The following is a 17,200-nucleotide window of genomic DNA, read 5'->3' as shown; positions in this document are numbered from 1 at the left end:
GCGTTGGCCGCGCCACTCCGCGCTGGAGGATGATGGGGCCAATCCCGCGACGGCCTCTTTCAGGGATGATGAATGAGCGTTGGCGGTCGGGGATCTCCCGCCGCCGACGCCTAGGACCGGGCATAGAAGCGCAGCAAAGCGAGTGCGTCCGGTGCGCTCCAGTCGGCCTCTCCGGTCAGATAGCCGCCGCTGCGACCCTGCGCGTCGAGGACATAGCTCATCGGCATGCCGTAGAGTGGAAAGGGTGTTGCGACCTTCGACTTCGGCCCCGAGGCGACCTCGCCCTCTGTGTCGATGAAGCTCGAAAACCCGTCCAGGCGCAGTCGCCGGATGTAAGCGGCGGCCGTTGCGGCGTCGCGGTCGAGCGATACAGGCACGACCACGAAGGGCTCGCTCTTCGCCTGCGTCTGGAGCCGCTGCAGGATCGGTAGTTCGCGTCGGCAGGGCGGGCACCAACTCGCCCAGAAGGCAAGCAACACAGCCTTGCCGCGATGGGCCGCGAGCGTGCTTTGCCGCCCACCCAGATCGCGCAGCGGGATGTGGCCGGCCTCCTCGCGCGGATCGAGTACGGTGAACTGGGCATGCGGCGTGCTGAACGGCGGTGGATAGGGATCCGCCGCCGCTGCCCCGGCCGGCGGCATGGCGCCGAGCGCGCCCGCGGTCGAGCCGAGCATAAGGGCTCTGCGCGTGATTCCCATCAGAAGGCAGCCAAACCGTCTTCGAGCGTCGCCACCTCGCCGCGTGCCGGATAATCCTTGGCGACGACGAAGTCGATCGCGCTGAGGATATCGGCGAAGGACGGTCGCGCAAAGGGCATGGTCTGGACGCTGGAGAAGTAGAGTGTGCCGTCCGGCCGGACCAGGAAGAGGCCCGGCTCGGCAAAAAGCGCAGGCTCCTCAACGCCGATCGAGGTCGTGCCGCGGCCAGTCGAGAGAAACAGCCCCCATTCGCGCGCGGAGGTGAGCGAGAAGTCATAACCCAGGCGCAGCCTCGGCAGTCCCCAGTCGGTCTTGGCGCGGGTGGCGCGTTCCTCGCTGTCCGTCGAAAGCGCGATGACGCCGACGCCTTTCTCGGCGAAGGCGTCGAGCCTGCTCTCAAGGTCGCGCAGCTGAACCTTGCAGATCGGGCAATGCAGTCCACGATAGACCACGACCAGCGTGAAATGCTGCGGCTTCTCGTCCGCCAGGCTGAAAGCGGTGCCGTCAGGTGCCAGCCGGAGGTCGAGATGCGGCACAGCGGTGCGGGGCAGAACAGGCTTGATATCGGTCATCGGAGGGGTGGTCCTTTCATTGGTCGCGGCGGAAGCGGTCAGAACGAGGTCGTCAGCCGTGTCAGCCACTCCGGCGAGGCGGCGACGAGGGCCGCTTCGAGGCTCTTGTCCCATCCCGTCAGGATCAGGATGCCGACGGCGACCAGGAAGCCGCCGAGCGCCGTCTTGAAGCCCTGGCCCGCCGACATCATGCGGTTGCGCAGGCTCATCAGCCGGGCGCGCGACAGCATGCCGAGCGCGATCAGCGGCAGGCCGGCCCCGACACCGAAGGCGAGCATGGTCAGCGCCACCGCGCCGAGGTTCTCGCCCTGCGCGGCCAGGACCGATGCCGCGCCGAGCGTCGGCCCGACGCAGGGGCTCCAGACCGCGCCGAGCAGGAGCCCGACGCCGAACTGGCCGCGCAGGCCGTTCGGCGAGAAGCCACCGAAGCGCTGCTCGGTCCAGTTGCTGAGCGGGCCGCCCGCTGCCGCTACCCGCGCATGCAGCACGGGCAGCATCAGCACGAGGCCGAGCAGGACGAGCATGATCGCCGCGGCCATCCGGAAGACGCCGGTGTCGAGGCCGATCGCGAAGCCGATCGTCGCCACGAACAGCCCGATCGCGGTGAAGGACAGCGCCAGCCCCGCCGCCAGCGCGACCGGCCCATGCTTATGCTCCGAGACCGCCGTGCCGAGCACGATCGGCAGCAGCGGCAGGACGCAGGGCGACAGGATCGACAGGATCCCTGCGATGAGGGCGAAGCCCGCACTGGCCATGATGCGTCAGCCTCAGATCGCGCGGGCGAGCAGGGCTTCGATCGACGCCTTGTTGGTGTCGCCGACCGAGCGCCCCATTTCCGCACCGCCCTTGAAGACGATCAGCGTGCTCTGCTGCTGGGCCTTGAACCCGCGCAGGGCGTCCTTCTGGCTGTCGAAGTCGACATTGAAGACGACGAGGTTCTTGAAGCGCGGCTGCTTGGCGAGTTCGGACAGGATCGGCGCCTGGGCCTTGCAGGTCGGGCACCAGGGCGCGGAAACGTCGATCAGCACCGGCTTGCCGGCCTTCATCGCGGCGTCGAAGGCGGCCTGTGAAAAGGCGGCCTTGTCGAGGGCGAGGGCCCCAAAAGTCGACAGGAGTGCGGCAGAGCCGGCAAGAGCGGCGATGGTGTGACGGCGGTTCAGCATGGCGACCTCGTTCATTGCAATAGCCGGCTCTGTGTGTGCCGGCAGCGAGGTTTCGCGAAACAGCATGTCCCCATTACAGGCTCACGGGAAGTTGATCAGGGTGTGCTTTCGTCTCCGGCAGTCAACCGGGATCGCCTCGAGGAGGCATGCGCGCAGCCCTGCGTCCAAGTCGCGCTTGGCTCTCGTGCCCCCGGCGCTCGCAATCCCAATGAGCAACGAAGCGCCGTATCAGGGGTTTCTCGATCGGATGCCCCAGCCGCTCAGTGCAAAAGCGGGCTTGACTTGCATTGAGACGATACTGCTCCCTGCGACCGACCTCCGCCCTGAGGCAAAGGCCTGACGAAGGCTCCTGGCGTCTGCGACCTGATGAAGGACCTGTCATCGCGGACGTGGCAGACCCTCGGCGCGTTTGCCTGACAGGTGGACGGCATGGCGTGGTGCTCAGTCGCCATGAATCCGAAGTGTCATGAACGCGCCGAAGCCGCCGGAAAGCTGAAGGATGGAGAGATCGTCACTTCGTCCCATCGATCAGCTTATCTTGCGTCCGGGTGTCGAAATCACCGGCGTCATGACGCTCGTGCAACTGGCTGGAGGGCTCCCCCGAGGTGCGGTTGACCTTCCGGCCGCGGGCCACGGCGGGTCGGGCGAAGAGCTGGTCGGCCCAGCGGACGACGTGGGTGTAATCCTGAACGGAGAGGAACTCCGCCGCGCCATACTGCCAGCCCTTCACGAGGCCGCCATACCAGGGCCAGATCGCCATGTCGGCGATGGTGTAGTCGCTGCCGGCGACGAACTCGTTTTCGGCGAGTCGCTTGTCGAGGACGTCGAGCTGGCGCTTCACCTCCATCGCATAGCGGTTGATCGGATATTCGAACTTGGCCGGGGCATAAGCATAGAAGTGGCCGAAGCCGCCGCCGAGGAACGGCGCAGAGCCCATCTGCCAGAACAGCCAGGAGAGGGTTTCGGCCCGTGCCGCAGCTTGCGTCGGCAGGAAGGCGCCGAACTTTTCGGCCAGATGCATCAGGATCGCGCCGGATTCGAAAATGCGGATGGGTTGGGCCCCGCTGCGATCCATCAGCGCCGGGATCTTCGAGTTCGGGTTGACCTCGACGAAGCCTGATCCGAACTGGTCGCCATCGCCGATCTTGATCAACCAGGCGTCGTATTCTGCGCCGCTGTGGCCAAGCGCCAGAAGCTCCTCCAGCATGATCGTGACCTTCTGGCCGTTCGGCGTGCCCAGCGAGTAGAGCTGCATCGGATGCTTGCCGACGGGCAGCTCCTTCTCGTGCGTCGCGCCGGCGATCGGCCGGTTGATGCTGGCGAAGGTGCCGCCGCTGGCCTTGTCCCAGGTCCAGACCTTGGGCGGGACGTAATCAGTGCTCTCGGTCATGAGGCGTCTCCTTGGTGCGATCAGGCTGCAGGTGGGAAATTGGACGGGAAGAGTGCGCGCTGGGCCTCCTCGTCACGGACCTGCTTAAACGGATGGTCTTTGCCAACCGCGCGCGCACGGATGACAGCCGGGCGCGCATCCACCGTGTCGAACAGGCGCTTGAGGTTGGGGAACGGCGCAAGCGGATCATCGGCGCCCTTGAACACGCGTGAAGCGCGGTCGAGCCAGCCCCAAGCGGAGATGTCGGCGATCGTATAGGTGTCTCCGACGAGATAGGTCCGGCCTTCGAGGTGCTCTTCGAGCACGCGATAGTGGCGCTCGGCTTCGCGACGATAGCGGTTCACCGCGTAGTCGAGCCCCTCGGGCGCAGCGAACTGAAAATGCACCGCCTGCCCTGAAAACGGGCCGAGGCCCGACGCGATGAACAACATCCATGACAGCAGTTCGGGCCGGTCCTCCGCGGTACCGAGAAGCTGGCCCGTCTTTTCAGCGAGGTAGAGCAGGATCGCCGTTGAATCGAAGACCCGGGCCTCGTGGCCGCCCGGTCCCTCGGTGTCCACGATAGCCGGCACCTTGCCGTTTGGATTGATCGCCCGGAACGACGGCGTGTGTTGATCGCCCTTGCTGGTATCGACGGGTATGACCTCATAAGGCAGCCCCGTTTCTTCGAGAAACAGCGCGATCTTGGCGGGGTTGGGGGTTGGATGGAAATAGAAGCGGATCATGGGACACTCCTTTGCGTCTTGACCTGGAGGGTTGGGGCAGTCGGGCGGGATGCCAGCAGAACGCCTGCGACGATGATGACAATCGCAGCCCATTCGAGGGTGGTCGGAATTTCGCCGAGGGCCGGAATGGCGAGGATCGAGGCGACGGCGGGGATGAGCGCGATAATGGCAGTGGCGGCCGCAGAGCCGAGCAGCGAGACGGCCCGGTTGAATGTGAAGATCGCAACACCGCTCATCAGGACGCCTTGGTATAGCGCCTGCAACGCGATTTCTGCCGCCGGGGCCTGGCTAAAACGGCTGAGGCCAAACAGCAGATAGACCGGCAGGAAAAGCGCCGCCGACCAGAAGCAGATCAGCGCCGCGGACTCGATCGGTGTCAGGCTGCTTCTGCGGAAGAGCAGAGTGTAGACCGCCCACATCGCAGCTGCGGCAGCCAGCGCGCCCAGCCCAGTCGGACTGGGTGAGCCGTGGACGGCGGCCCCCCCCAGCACGAGAAGGACGAGCCCCGCGGAGATCGCCGCAAAACCCGCCCAGCGCTTCCGGCCCTGGCGCTCATCATGGAAGACCCAAGCGAAGAGACCTGCAAACAGCGGCATGAGCGTGGGCGTGATGGACGCCGCATGGGCAGCCGAGGTCAGCCCGAGTCCGAAAGCGACCAATAGGACGAAGGGCATGCCCCATAGAAGGGCGAACAGCAGGCCTTCCCGCCAAGCCGCAGGAGACAACCTGGCGCGATTCCGAATGAGGACCGGTGCGAGCAAGACCGCACCTATGCCGAAGCGAAGCGCGGTGATGTCCCAGATGCGCAGCTCCCTGGTCACGCTGAAGCGCGTGACCACGAACCAGCCGGAAAAGATCGAGACGGCGAGCGCTGCCCACATCATGCCCGTCCATCGATCGCGTGAGCCCGCGCGCGATGTGCCGGTCGAAACGGCGGCTGGGGAGAGGTCTGCGCCGGACATGTCCTAAGCGCTTGCTCCGCGCCGCAGCGAAGCCAAAGCTCTCATCATGTGAAGCTGGTTCATCATGGCGGTTATCTCCAGCACAACTCGGCGAGCATGGGCGCACGATTGTATTTTAGTTCGATCGTTCTAAAATGCGATGGCCTGCTGTGATTGGCAAGATGGTTCGGCTGGAAATCAGGGATCGAGATGGCACGACCCAGGGAATTCGATGAGGATGCAGTGCTCGATGCGGCGGTAAGATGCTTCTGGAGCCGTGGCTATGAGGCGACGTCGATCCGCCACTTAATCGAGAACACGGGCCTTACAGGCGCGAGCATCTACAACGCGTTCGGCGACAAGCGAGCACTCTATCAGCGCGCGCTTGAGCACTATGTCGAAGGCAGCATCGGTGAGCGCATGAAGCGCTGTCAGGCGATGGAACCCCGAGCAGCGATTGAGGTCTTCTTGAGCGAAATCGTCAAACGGTCGCTCGACGACCAGCAACACAGGGGCTGCATGCTGGTCAACGCGGCACTGGATGTCACGCCTCTCGACCCCGACTTCCAGACTGTCGTCGCCAGCGTGCTTTCAAGGATTGAAGCGTTCTTCTTGCGCTGCATCCGGCGAGGTCAGGCGGATGGCTCGATCGGCACGATGTTCAACGCCGAGGATCTGGCGCGGCACCTGCTCGGCGTCCTGATGGGCGTGCGCGTGCTCGCGCGGGTGAGACCCGAACGCGCGCTTCTCGAAGGCGTGATCGGGACTGCGCTGGCTCTGCTGGAGCCAAAAGTGAACATGGTCGGAAGCTCTCCGTAAACGGCTGCATGCGGGAGCCATTGGCTCCGATCGCGCAACCGATTTCAGATGTGTGGCAAACGACCCGGACGACCGGGCAGGAAACAGGTGTCGTGGTCGCACGGGCTTGGTCAAGTGAGCCTGAGGCGCTGGCAGGCATCGCCGCAACCGGCCTCAGCGGCGACACCGACGCCTGAGCGGGCGCCCATCGCGCAACATCGGCGGCGGAAAGCAGCTACGTCGATCGCGCGGATGGTGGGGCAACCCCCGCGCGCCGCCGCGCGACCTCTCAATGGGCCAGCGCCGAGGACACCAGGTCAGGCGCGATTGTCTCCCGGCCCGAAGCCGCCGGCGTGCCTCCCAGCCGCATCGAATCGCGCACCTGCTGGGAGGGCCGCGCCAGCATCGAGGGCAGCGGCCGCCCGCCCTCGGCCACCAGCGGCTCCTCGGGCAGCGGCAGCGGTAGGAGATCGTCGCCCTCAATAGCCGGAGAGGGGCTGACCCGCTCGCGGACCTCCGCGAAGGCGCCCTCGATCGGCTTGAAGCTGAACCGGACCTTATGCGTGCCGGCCGGCACCTGCACGGCGCGGAACAGCACATTGGCCTTGAGGATCTCGGCGTCGACACCATCGACGGTCGCACGCCACCAGGGATGCCAGATGTCGTTGAGCACGACGAAACCGGCAGCGGCGGCGGTCACCTCGATCTCGATCTCGGTGTTCTCGTAGCGGCTGAGCCTGAGGTCGGCGCGCACCCGCGCCGGCCCTTCGGGCGGGGCGAAAGGTGGCTCGACCTCGAGCAGAACCGCCTGCTGGGCGTCGACCTCGGGCCAGTGCCCGCTCTGCGTCATGCCCTCGAAATCGGCGAGCTCCCAGCCGCCGACGAACTGCACCCGCGGCAAGGCACGCGGGTTCTCATAGACATAACCCTGCTTCGTCCTGGCGATCAGCTTGAGGTCGCCGTCGCGCAAGACGCTGTCGACCTGTTCGATCGGCACTGGCGAGGCAATGTAACGCAGCCCCAGCAGGTTCGCGAGGCGGCAGCGATAGGACGGAAACAGCGCCGTGAACTTGCGCTGATCTGGCCCGGCGATCGTGTCGCGCGTACCCACCGCGTCCGAGAAATCCGCCAGCCGCAATGGATTGTAACCGAGCGTATGGTCGAAGCCATGCACCATGCCGGCATTGGGCCATTCGAAACCCAGTCCCAACAGTTCGACCCGGTCGCGCCGCGGCGAGCCCGCCGGCTGGGCCGTCAGTCGCTTCAGGACCAGGATGGTCTCGTTGCGGGTGTCGGGGCGCAGCACATCATAGATCTCCGGCGCCAGAGCGGTCGATTCATTGGGACCGTTGTTGAAGCCGAGATCCGCCGCGACGACGCCGGTGACTAGCGTCGCTGCCACCAACGGACCCAGGCCGGTCCGCAAGTGTCGCAAGCCATGAAGCAGAGCGAGTGCCGCGGAAAACCAGATCGCGGCGAATGCCACGGGCCGCAATGCCGCCGTCAGCCGGTGATTTTCAACCGAGACCAGCAGCACGGAAGCCACGAGGACGGCGAACATTCCGCCGGCCCAGAGGAGGTCGCGCTTCGTGAGCCGCAAAGAGGGTTCGGCGAACAGGCGGTGCAGCATATAGCCGGCAAGGACCGCCCCCAGCGCGCCGATCAAGAAGGTTGCGTCGGCCGGCCTGCGGAAAGCGTTCACGCCGGGCAGGTAATGATAAAAGAAAGCGAATGCGGGCGTGTAGCGGCCGACGGCGAACAGCACCATCAGCCCAAACAGGATGGTGAGGCTGCGGATGCCACGGTCCCAGAGCCAGCCGCGGCTCAATCCCGGGATGACCAGAAGCAGAACCGGCAACGCACCAAAATAGAGCTGCCCCATATTCTGGGACAAAAACAGCTCGTTGGCATTCCAACTCGGACTATAGGGGCCCCAGAACTCGACCCTGGGATCCTGCGCGCCGAAGAGATCCGCCACGAAGGCGGTCAGCAGCGAGGCCGGATGCAGCGAACCCCGCCCCGCTTCAACTAGATCGACAGCGGGCCGAGTTGTGGCTTCCGCGAACAACCAGGTCCACAGCAGCGGCAGGGCGATCACGGCCAACCCCACCAGCGCGGCCACGACGCCCGGCACCAGGCTAGCGCGAAACGCCGCCCAACCGCCCGCCAGCCAATGCGCCACCACCATGCCGATCAGCACATAGGCGCCCAGCAGCGCAACCTGGTCGGGCTCGACCATCATCAGCCCGGCCGCAAGGCCCGCCAGCGCAGCGCCTCCCAGCGAGGACCGCTGCAGCATGCGCGCCGTCAGCCAGAACGCGATGGCGAAGAAGGCCAGGCTCGCGATCTGCCCGACATGCTGCACCCGCCAGGCGGCAGACGCCCCGAAAGCGAAGACGATCGCCGCCAGCAACCCGCCGGCTGGATGCCAGCCGCGGTCGCGGAACACCATCATCAGCGCCAGCCCGCCCGCGAGCAGATGCGCCAGCACATAGGCGTCGACCGCGCGGAAGCTCGGCGAAGGCGTCAGCAGCGCCAGGAGGATCGCCGGCGAGAAGATCAGGGACTGGGGGTCGGCCACCTGCGGCGAGCCGCCGAAGACGTTATGCGTCCAGAAGGGCGACTGCCCTGAATGTAGCGCCTGCGCCAGGAACTGGATCTGCGCCTGGAAATGCGCCTTGGCGTCGAAAGGGATCGTCACCGCGCCCGACAGCCAGGGCCAGCACAGCACCGCCCAGACACAGATGAATGCCGCCGCCGCCAGCCCATAGCCGGCGCCCCTTCTCGAATGCGCGTCCAACGGACCCCCCGGTCCCCTACCGAGGCTGGACGGCTCTAGGAAGAGAGCCAGCCTCCAGCCTGTCAGTGTCACGACCTTTGGTGGCTGGCAGGTGAACTGAAACTGAATGAAATGGCGATTACCCTTCACGACGGGATTGTGGGCTTCTGCACCGTGAACCGCGCCGGGGTTCCAGGAGGCCATTTAGCTCAAGCGGCTACTGGGGGCGGTTGCAGATATGGCTGAAATCGTCACGACGCGGATGTCAGCTAATGGGCAGTGTCCCAATGTCAGCAAATGGCGCTGGCTGCGCGTTCGCCCTGACAGGATCAAAGCCCTGTCATTTTGAGCGCCCCCTCCGGCAATCGTTCACCCTGGATTTCGACCTTGGATGCCTCGACGTCGATGTCGGTCAGGTCGGACTGGGAAAGTTTGAGATCGATGGCGCCGAGGTTTTCTTCGACACGGCTCAGCCTCGTGGTGCCGGGGATCGGCACGATCCATGGCTTCTGTGCGAGGAGCCATTGACGCCGGCGACGATCAGCGAGGCATCCGCGGCCGCACAGAAAAGCACGATGGGCCCGACATGCTCGCGCCTGAGGCCCTGCCGGAGCACGAACATGTTCTGGGCGCCGGTGGCGGCGATGAGCCCGAGCGACATAGCAAAGCCCTTGGCGAAGGCTGGAAGGAGAGCGCTGGTCATGACAGTTTGATGCGCGCGGTCGGCCGTGTCGTCTAACTCAATCTCATAATGACCGGAGGCCGGCACCTTCTGCGGATCAATCGAGGGATTGGAGCCCGATGGCTCGGCCGACCGCGATGCCCTCTTGAGTTATTGATAGTATGGCAGCGGTCACGCCCTCGCTTTTCAAGAGGACGGTCTCTTGCCCCGCCTCATGCACCGCAAGCATGTGCGCGAGACATCCCGGCTCCGAATGAGTACCTCGTTCTGCCAGGAACTGGACGGCCCTTTTGTCATCGCCATCCCAGAGAATACCGCCGTAATCCCGCGCGTAGGCGCGAAGGTCGTTGAAGGTGTTCGCCCCGAGGCCTCGGGCTAGGGCCTCGAGCGCATGCGCGTGACCTGCCCGCGGAAAGAGTTTTCGGACGCTCCGTTTCATGTCCGCCATCGTGGCTTTATCCAGACGAACCAGCATCATCGAGTCTCTGCAGCTACATGGCTTGAAATGCTGAGGAATGCGCGCCCCGAAAACAACCCGGAATCGGGTCGTGTCGCGTATTTTCACATCTTGAGTCCTTTCGCACCGGCCTAACCAGGTTATTGTCTGGTTATGGCGAGCTTCGGCCAGCCGGCCAGATGGCCGGCAAAATTGGGCATAGGACGCTGCTTCGTGCAGCGCTGCACTGGCCATCGTTATGTCTTATCTAAAGAAGGTGTTGGAGCGCCTGGAGCGCGCTCCAGAATTCATGTGCTCGAACGCGGTCGCGAAGATCTTGGAGATCGATGTCTCCGCCTTTAACAAGATGCGTGCACGCGGCAGCGGGCCGCCCTTCGAGCAGTTGCCCGGGCTTCGACCGGTTTACAGCCGGTCCGACCTGATCGAGTGGGTGAAGCGCGGCACGACCCATATGCCAGCGGGGATGCGCCGGCAGGCCTCAGCCTCGCTCTAGAGTTGAGGTGGGTGTCCGGGCGGCCATTTGGCGGTCACGCCGCTCGAGGGACGAGGCAGCGTCGCATTCCCCGGCTTTGCGGAGGGCGGCGGCAGCGGCGTAGGTGTTCTTCATGCCACGCGCCCAGTTCGCTACCATGGCCTTCTGCTTATCTGAGCCGACCTTGTGGAGGGTCCGCAACCCGTCCACGACCTCAACTCCCAGCGCGCGCTCGGCTGCTTCTGTGACGTCCGTGCGCCAGTCGTGCGACATATGGTGCATGACGATGCCCGCCAGGACACGGTGCTCGCGGGGGATTTGGTCGAAATCGAATGTGGGTGCCGGGCGACGCTTGATCGGCTCCTGACGCCCCTCTTTTAGGTCACCATTGACGGCAGGGCGTGTGTCGGTGATGGCGGCGTTGTCCCTGCGCTTGCGTGCGGCGATCAAAACCGCGGCCTCCGCTCGCCGGGCCTTTGCTTGGTCCCGCAACATCATCGTCGCCAAGAACCCTGCACCGATCGACAGGGCGAAGCTCGCACCCGCAAGGATGGCTCCGGCGCCCGCCAAAGCGAAGGCAGCTTTACGAGCCGCCGGCAATTCGAGGAGACGCGCGGTACGAAATGCCCGGTCAATCCGACGCTGGATCAGCTCGTTGGCAAGCTGGTCGTTCGCGCGGATGCCTGAGCGATAGGCCTTGAGCGTCATACCCCCGCTGATCTGCCCACGCTGTGCCGCTCGCTGATCGCGGAGCTTCGACAAAAACGGGGCGCCTTCGCCATCGATGGCGGCCTCGAAAAGGCCTCGACGTATATGACTGGCGACACGGGCCTCGCCCACCCGATACGATAATGAGAGGCCATCTCGGACGACATCGGCGACCGGGCGCGCCCTCGCGCGGAAGCTCGCCTGCTCGGCCTCGGTCAAGATGACGGGGCGTGACATGCCCTTGATGACGCGCGCCAGGGAGTATGGTGTACCGGTCTTAAGGTGGACCACCATGACGACGTCGCGGCGGTCACCTATCGCGATCGCGAACTCACCATTATCGAGAGCGCGAGGAAGCGATGGGGGAGACCCGGTTGCGGCTAGGGCATTGGAAAGCCGTCGCCGAAACTCCATCAACGGCATCTTGGTCCTGGAGCCCTGCTGACGTTCATTCTCGGGATCGCGGCCGTGGTTTCGTACGGGCTCGTACTGGGAAAGAACTGCGGCCATTACGTGCTCGCCCCGCTCGATGAGCGCTTCCTCGTTCTTCCTCAGCCTCGGCCCGGGCACGATCGGCTCTCCGAACTCCATCTCCAGGATCCGCGAGGCCAACTCGTCGGCTTGATAGTTCAGCTTCGACGAAAGGACCCGCCCGGTCCGAGGGTTTACCGCCGCATAAAGAAGGTGGACGTGGGATACGCGCCGACCGTTCTTGTGAACGACGACCTTGCGCGGTTGGTCCGCTGGGATCCCATGCTCGCGCTCGACAACCTCGATCAGCCGCTGCAGTCCTGCATCCCCGTTGAGCTTGAATCGCGGTGAGCATTTGAAATGGCCGACTGAAATTGAAGCTCGTGGATTAGACGCCCGTAGCGCCGAGCACATCTGAAGCATGAGATCGAGGTCGGCGGGACACCCGCGGTCCAGATCCGTCCGCTCGACAACCAGTTCGTTGTTCTCGGCGTCCAGCAGGTGGCGAGTGCGGCCTGGATCGTCACCGACGAAGGAGGAGCGGATGATCACGAGCGCCTCCGCTTCAGGGCGGCGATCACGACCGCGAAGGCCTCCGCCAAGGGTTCTCGAAGGGCGTCGACGCCACGCACCGCTTCGGCGTGATTTCCACTGGCGTTCAGCCGCGCCGCGATTTGATTGAGGTTGTTGCCGATTGCCCCGAGCGAGCCGAGGACTTTTCGCAATACCTCGGCGTTCGCGATGGCCCGGCGCACATGGTTCAGCTTCGCTTCGAGCCCGAGATCGCGGGCGACGATCCTACGGGCCAACTGGCCGGCAGTGAGTCCTTCGGCGGCGGCCACTTCCATCAGCCTTGCACGGTCGGCAGGCGGAAGCCTGAAACTGACAGGCCGGGCGAGATCCTTTGGTTCCTTATTCCGGGTCGTCATTGACGAGCCTTCCGTGCTTGCGCGGACAGATCCCGACACGCCACGCGGGCGGCGGGGGTCCACGGGGGCAGAGCCCTCTGGCCAGCAGACCTGTAGGAAAGCGCGCTTTGTCTACATGTCGTCACTGGCCTACTCTGCCACTACATAAATCTAATATGAACAATCTTTACATAATCTCATATAATCACGTTATAATCAGCTCGTAATCGTCGTTATAATCGACGCTTTTTGTTTGATTATCATCTCGCGTATCACTGGTTATAACTGAATTTATAACATCCTATATTTCGCTTTTGTCTCCAATTTCCTCAAAAGCCCTGACGGCTTATTGATCGCCGTGCCGCACTCTGCCACCACTCCTCAACGAAAGGAGAAGACAGGTCATGGGCGGCGACAGGGTTCAAGCCGTAATCAGTCGGCTTGAAAAAGCCGCCCCGGGTCGGGGCCGACCGACAACCGCCAAGTCCCAGATCAGATCGATGATGCCGGCGCTGGAGGCCGCGCGAGAGCGCGGACTTCTCTGGAAGGAGATCCACCAGGAAGTCCTGGCTGCCGGTATCCAGATCGCGTTCCAGGTCTTCGCAAATTACGTCTGCAAATTTCGTCGGGAGGCCCTGTCCAGCAAGCCAGAGGAAACTCGCGAGCAGTCCCCAACCCACAATGAGGGGACAGCATCCGAAACCTCTCGCCGAGGCAAAAGGACCGACCCGAAGGAAGATCACCGGGCCCCGCCAGATCGGCCGTATGCGGCCGCGAGAGCAGGCACTGGCGGGCTGGGCGCTCGTGCGAACGTCCGACTTCCCCCGGACCCGGGCAGTCAGCCCGAGCAATACGTCGAAACAATCAATGGCGACCGCCCCACCAAGGTCAGGCGTCCAACCTAAACGAACAGAAGGATTACATTATGAACCGCAACGGGAACAGGGCCGGCAGCAAGCCGCTGGGGAGCGGCTTCCCGCCGCTTCTCATCATCATCGTTGAAGGCAAAGGCGGTGTCGGGAAGAGCGTCAACGCCGATGCTGCCAACTACATCTTCGCCTCCATGGGCTGCGTGACCCTCACGGCCGAGAGCGACACCACGAACTCGATCATGAGCTCGATCCACGACAATGTAGTGTTCGTCAACGTCACGCGGCCGGGCTGGCACACGATCATCGGAAAGCATCTGCAGCGGATGGGCCAGCCCGGAGGGGCGGGTGCCGTCATCTTCGACACCGGTGCGCGCGACGACGTCCACGTCCGCGAGAAGCTCCCCTACTTCGTCCAGGCCATGGAGGCTGTTGGCGGACACGTCCTGGTCATCCGCCCGATCACGACCTCGGGATCGGCCCAGACCAACGCGATCGACTTCGCGAAGACCACGACCGGCTTCGGTATCGCCACCGTCTTCATGCAGATCCGGGCGCAGGGCCGCACGGAGGAGCATTTCCGCCGGTGGTCGGCGACCGAGAGCTTGCGGGAGGCGAAGCAGCTCGGCGCGGTCGACACGTGGATCGATGACCTCGGCGTCGAGGAGGCGGACGAGGCGGTCGCCCTCGGGCTGAGCTTCGCCGCCGTGGCGGCCGAGGACTTCGACAGGTCCCACGATCCGGAGGCGGCGCGGGCCTACTTCGACGAGGCGAAGGTCCTCTGGTTTCAGGACTGGCTGGAGACACAGAAGATGCGCTGGCTGCCCGTCTTCAGGGAGGCGCTAGCCAACCAGCGCGCCGCGTCGAAGGTCACGGCCTCGCTGTGATCGACCCGGCCCGCCGCAGGGAGCTGATCCGCAAGGTCGGGGGCGGCCGCATCATCGCGGCACCCGACCTCATGGACACGTGGAGCCGCCGTTTCGCCGCCTCGGCGAAGCCGGCGGCCGTCATGCGGACACTCTTCGTCGCGTCGGTCTCGGTCATCGTTGCCGGCACCATCGGGGCCTGCGCCCTCTCGACCGCCGGTCTGACCCTCGTCGATAAGGAGGCTGTCAGGCTTGCGCGCGTTGTCTCTGATATTGTCCCAGATGCTGCTGCCCTGTCCACATCCGCTCTTCGGATCAAGTTTCGTGCTGCATCGCGGGCGATCGCCATTGTCGACGAAACGATCTTAGCAAGGCCCGTCGATCCTGCGGCGCTGACTTGGTTTGAGCGCGTCTTCGGCAGGCCCGCGCCGCAGGTCGACCCAGGCCGCGAGGCAGTTCTCCTGGGTATCGTCGACCGGGTGACCGCCCTACCCGTCGATCAGCGCGCCGATGCCGTCGACGACATGATGCTGTGGGTGGCGTTGGGCCAGAACCGAGAGGCGTGGAAGGTGATGATAAACATCGCCGGACAGCCGCCTGAGACGCGGAAAGCGCTGCTATCGGCAAATTATGAAGGTTTGCGCCAGGTTCTGGCCTGGCTCCAGGAACGGCAAAAAGGCAACCCCGCCTTCGAGAATCTCGCGGCGGCGGTCGATCGCCATCGACTGGAACTCGCCGGCGAGAACACCGCTCTCGAGGCGATCAATCAAACTCTTCGACAGGCTGCCGAGGGCATTCGTGGGCGCCGCTTTGTCTGCCGTCGCCAAGCTTCGGAGCTCGAGACCTGCCTAGGTCAAGCAGCCCCATGGACCCCTCCTAAGCCGCCACCCCACCTGGAAAGGAAAGTTCGATGACCGATCTCGACCTCGACAATGACACCGTCCGCGACTTCGATGAGATGTGGTTCCACCACTCTGGACAGTTGGTGACGATGCGAAATATCTCGCCTAAGCGGGCGGCCGCGACCTCTCTGGCGCTCCTGCGCCGGGTCTTCGCGGACGACCGGGCGTTTCAGTCCTGGCTGATCCGCAAGGGTTTGCCGGCCTCCGACGCGATGTAGGCATCGCCGAAAGAACAACGAACCCCCGCGTGACTCCATCACGCGGGGGTTTCTATGACGCCAAGATCGGACGATGGTAGCAGTGGGCCAGAGGCGCGAGTTACGGTGTTTACCGGGCAGCGGCGCGCTGCTCCTTGACGACCTCGGCGAGCCGCTCGGCCAGCACCGGCCGGCGGTTGAAATGCAACCTGAAAAGCGCCTTGCCCAGACGCTCTTCGGGCATTTCAAGAACCCGCGCGCGATCAGCCGCGAACTTCAAGATTCCCCAGGGCCGTAGGCGCCTCGCGGCCCCCCTGGGGAGGGCAAACGAACCGCTCAGTTGGAGCCCTGCCGGGCGACGTTCCAGCTCATCGAAAAGGAGGGCGAACATGACGTGGGCGAGGTTGAGCCTGATCTCGGCACCTCCTGGGGTCCGCGCGGAGATGCAGGCTGATAAGCGGGTCTGCCCGGTATAAAAATGGGCGCTTTGGATGGTCCATTCTACCGAGACGGGCTGGCCGCTATGAATTGCCTCGCTGACCGCGGGCTCTACGAGCAGCAGGGGCTGAAGGAGAGACCTCAGGGACCGCACCGTCTCCCGATTGGCCGCGTCGGCCGGCGCCACCGAAGTCGGTGACGGGCGCGGCGCCTGATCGGCAAATTGCACGATCAGCGAGTGCGGCTTCCGATCCCCATCGTCATCATCCAGGACCTTCGCCAGCCGGTCGGCCGTGCTGAATATGGGGTGACGCACGGGGTAGCGCGAAGGCCAGACCTGATACACCGCATTCTGGACGGCCAAGAGCGCGTCATTGTCGTCGGCCGCGTACCCACTCCACTGAATCCAGCCCGGCCGCTCGGGGCCGCCCATCATTGAGGCGACCCACAGTTTTGCAGGCCTCGGGAATTCGACAGAATCTTCGACCTGCTGAAGCTGCGGCGCCACCATGCTTGACCTCCCTGAATTGTCGTTGCGCCCATGTCTCGGCCCCAATGACAAGAATCACTGAATGAAACATATCATGAACAATCGAGATATTATGCGTATCCGAAGCGGCATACTGAGTGATTATTAGTTATAGTTAATAATGCACTAGATATTATTGCTATATTCAATATTAACTCCGCGATCATTGCCTCGCTTTATTTTAATAATGCTGAGACGACCACGATAGGGCAGCCGCAACTGGTCTCGGGGCCCTCTCCCGGCCTGTGCCATGCAAGGCACCGGCACGGCTGGGAGCGAGGAGGGATGGATATCTGTCGGCGAGGTGCCGACCTCCCGTCGCGCCAATTCCCAAGGATGGCTTAGCCTGGCGCAGCCCTCGACCGCCATAACCGCGGCACGGGTCGGACGTGGAAAGACGGACTGCTTCCGTCAGGTGACCGCGGAGCCGCCCTTAGGTTCGCCCCGAGGCGACGCCGGCACGGAATGAGCGCGAGGATGGGTCCTGGTCGGTCAGGTGTCGTCGTCCCCTCGCGCCCTTCTCCGTCAGGGGACCGCGAGGCCACCCCTAGGTTCGTCCCGGGGCGACGCCGGCACGTGACCTGCCCCCCGGAAGTTCCCTCGTTCATAACGAGAGTCCTTGGGGTTGATAGTGG

General features: G+C 64.2%; 17 protein-coding genes and 2 pseudogenes. 5 read left to right on the top strand and 14 right to left on the bottom strand.

Annotation, left to right across the window (positions count from 1 at the left end; genetic code table 11):
* Positions 1–110 precede the first annotated feature (110 nt).
* From CXY91_RS18850 to CXY91_RS18815, 7 genes are all read right to left on the bottom strand, one after another.
* Positions 111–674, bottom strand: a complete 564-nt coding sequence (locus tag CXY91_RS18850; protein ID WP_158673490.1) for a TlpA disulfide reductase family protein — start codon at positions 672–674, stop codon at positions 111–113.
* A gap of 23 nt (positions 675–697) precedes the next feature.
* Positions 698–1,270: a peroxiredoxin-like family protein gene (locus CXY91_RS18845; RefSeq protein WP_100962777.1), complete on the bottom strand. Its 573-nt coding sequence runs from the start codon at positions 1,268–1,270 to the stop codon at positions 698–700.
* Between the two features lie 38 nt (positions 1,271–1,308).
* Positions 1,309–2,025 (bottom strand): cytochrome c biogenesis CcdA family protein, encoded by a 717-nt coding sequence (locus CXY91_RS18840; protein ID WP_100962776.1) that lies wholly within the window; start codon positions 2,023–2,025, stop codon positions 1,309–1,311.
* A gap of 12 nt (positions 2,026–2,037) precedes the next feature.
* Positions 2,038–2,433 (bottom strand): thioredoxin family protein, encoded by a 396-nt coding sequence (locus CXY91_RS18835; RefSeq protein WP_100962797.1) that lies wholly within the window; start codon positions 2,431–2,433, stop codon positions 2,038–2,040.
* Positions 2,434–2,944: 511 nt separating this feature from the next.
* Positions 2,945–3,823, bottom strand: coding sequence for a glutathione-dependent disulfide-bond oxidoreductase (gene yghU / locus CXY91_RS18825; RefSeq protein ID WP_100962774.1), 879 nt, complete (start codon positions 3,821–3,823; stop codon positions 2,945–2,947).
* 20 nt (positions 3,824–3,843) lie between these two features.
* On the bottom strand, positions 3,844–4,548 hold the full coding sequence (locus CXY91_RS18820; RefSeq protein WP_100962773.1) for a glutathione S-transferase family protein: 705 nt from the start codon (positions 4,546–4,548) through the stop codon (positions 3,844–3,846).
* Positions 4,545–5,510, bottom strand: coding sequence for a DMT family transporter (locus tag CXY91_RS18815; RefSeq protein WP_100962772.1), 966 nt, complete (start codon positions 5,508–5,510; stop codon positions 4,545–4,547). The genes CXY91_RS18820 and CXY91_RS18815 overlap by 4 nt, the downstream gene beginning before the upstream one ends.
* Before the next feature lie 189 nt (positions 5,511–5,699).
* Here CXY91_RS18815 and CXY91_RS18810 point away from each other — a divergent pair, with 189 nt between their 5' ends.
* A complete protein-coding gene (locus tag CXY91_RS18810) occupies positions 5,700–6,308 on the top strand; it encodes a TetR/AcrR family transcriptional regulator (protein WP_100962771.1) in 609 nt (202 codons plus the stop codon).
* 268 nt (positions 6,309–6,576) lie between these two features.
* On the opposite strand, the gene CXY91_RS18805 is transcribed toward CXY91_RS18810, so the two are convergent.
* From CXY91_RS18805 to CXY91_RS18790, 4 genes and pseudogenes are all read right to left on the bottom strand, one after another.
* Positions 6,577–9,087: a hypothetical protein gene (locus CXY91_RS18805; protein ID WP_100962770.1), complete on the bottom strand. Its 2,511-nt coding sequence runs from the start codon at positions 9,085–9,087 to the stop codon at positions 6,577–6,579.
* 308 nt (positions 9,088–9,395) lie between these two features.
* Positions 9,396–9,590: pseudogene (locus tag CXY91_RS18800) on the bottom strand (aldo/keto reductase); the annotation flags it as partial.
* A 2-nt stretch (positions 9,591–9,592) separates the two neighbouring features.
* A pseudogene (locus CXY91_RS30985) lies at positions 9,593–9,769 on the bottom strand (amino acid transporter); the annotation flags it as partial.
* 76 nt (positions 9,770–9,845) lie between these two features.
* A complete protein-coding gene (locus CXY91_RS18790; protein ID WP_100962769.1) occupies positions 9,846–10,226 on the bottom strand; it encodes a hypothetical protein in 381 nt (126 codons plus the stop codon).
* A gap of 238 nt (positions 10,227–10,464) precedes the next feature.
* Between CXY91_RS18790 and CXY91_RS30725 the strand changes: the two genes are divergently transcribed.
* Entirely contained in the window at positions 10,465–10,698 is a 234-nt protein-coding gene (locus tag CXY91_RS30725) for a hypothetical protein (protein WP_158673488.1), read from the top strand.
* Here the strand turns inward: CXY91_RS30725 and CXY91_RS18780 are convergent.
* Both CXY91_RS18780 and CXY91_RS18775 read right to left on the bottom strand, forming a co-directional pair.
* Entirely contained in the window at positions 10,684–12,408 is a 1,725-nt protein-coding gene (locus tag CXY91_RS18780) for a relaxase/mobilization nuclease domain-containing protein (protein ID WP_100962767.1), read from the bottom strand. The two genes, CXY91_RS30725 and CXY91_RS18780, sit on opposite strands and share 15 nt — an antisense overlap.
* Positions 12,405–12,785: a plasmid mobilization protein gene (locus CXY91_RS18775; RefSeq protein WP_465246879.1), complete on the bottom strand. Its 381-nt coding sequence runs from the start codon at positions 12,783–12,785 to the stop codon at positions 12,405–12,407. The genes CXY91_RS18780 and CXY91_RS18775 overlap by 4 nt, the downstream gene beginning before the upstream one ends.
* Positions 12,786–13,689: 904 nt before the next feature.
* Here CXY91_RS18775 and CXY91_RS18770 point away from each other — a divergent pair.
* Genes CXY91_RS18770 through CXY91_RS18760 form a run of 3 tightly spaced genes read left to right on the top strand, consistent with a single transcriptional unit; the run spans position 13,690 to position 15,619 of the window.
* On the top strand, positions 13,690–14,520 hold the full coding sequence (locus CXY91_RS18770) for a hypothetical protein (protein WP_100962766.1): 831 nt from the start codon (positions 13,690–13,692) through the stop codon (positions 14,518–14,520).
* Positions 14,517–15,413 (top strand): hypothetical protein, encoded by an 897-nt coding sequence (locus CXY91_RS18765; protein ID WP_100962765.1) that lies wholly within the window; start codon positions 14,517–14,519, stop codon positions 15,411–15,413. The genes CXY91_RS18770 and CXY91_RS18765 overlap by 4 nt, the downstream gene beginning before the upstream one ends.
* Positions 15,410–15,619: a hypothetical protein gene (locus CXY91_RS18760; protein WP_100962764.1), complete on the top strand. Its 210-nt coding sequence runs from the start codon at positions 15,410–15,412 to the stop codon at positions 15,617–15,619. Before CXY91_RS18765 ends, CXY91_RS18760 begins: the two co-directional genes overlap by 4 nt.
* 109 nt (positions 15,620–15,728) lie before the next feature.
* Here the strand turns inward: CXY91_RS18760 and CXY91_RS18755 are convergent, their stop codons facing one another.
* Positions 15,729–16,547 carry a hypothetical protein gene (locus CXY91_RS18755; RefSeq protein ID WP_100962763.1) on the bottom strand — a complete coding sequence of 273 codons (819 nt, stop codon included), beginning with the start codon at positions 16,545–16,547 and terminating at the stop codon, positions 15,729–15,731.
* Positions 16,548–17,200: the final 653 nt, after the last annotated feature.

This window comes from Allobosea sp. FBZP-16 (assembly GCF_002831785.1).
Taxonomy (GTDB): domain Bacteria; phylum Pseudomonadota; class Alphaproteobacteria; order Rhizobiales; family Beijerinckiaceae; genus Allobosea; species Allobosea lupini.
The sequence above is the reverse complement of the archived record's forward strand: the minus strand, read 5'-3'. Positions and strand labels throughout refer to the sequence as shown.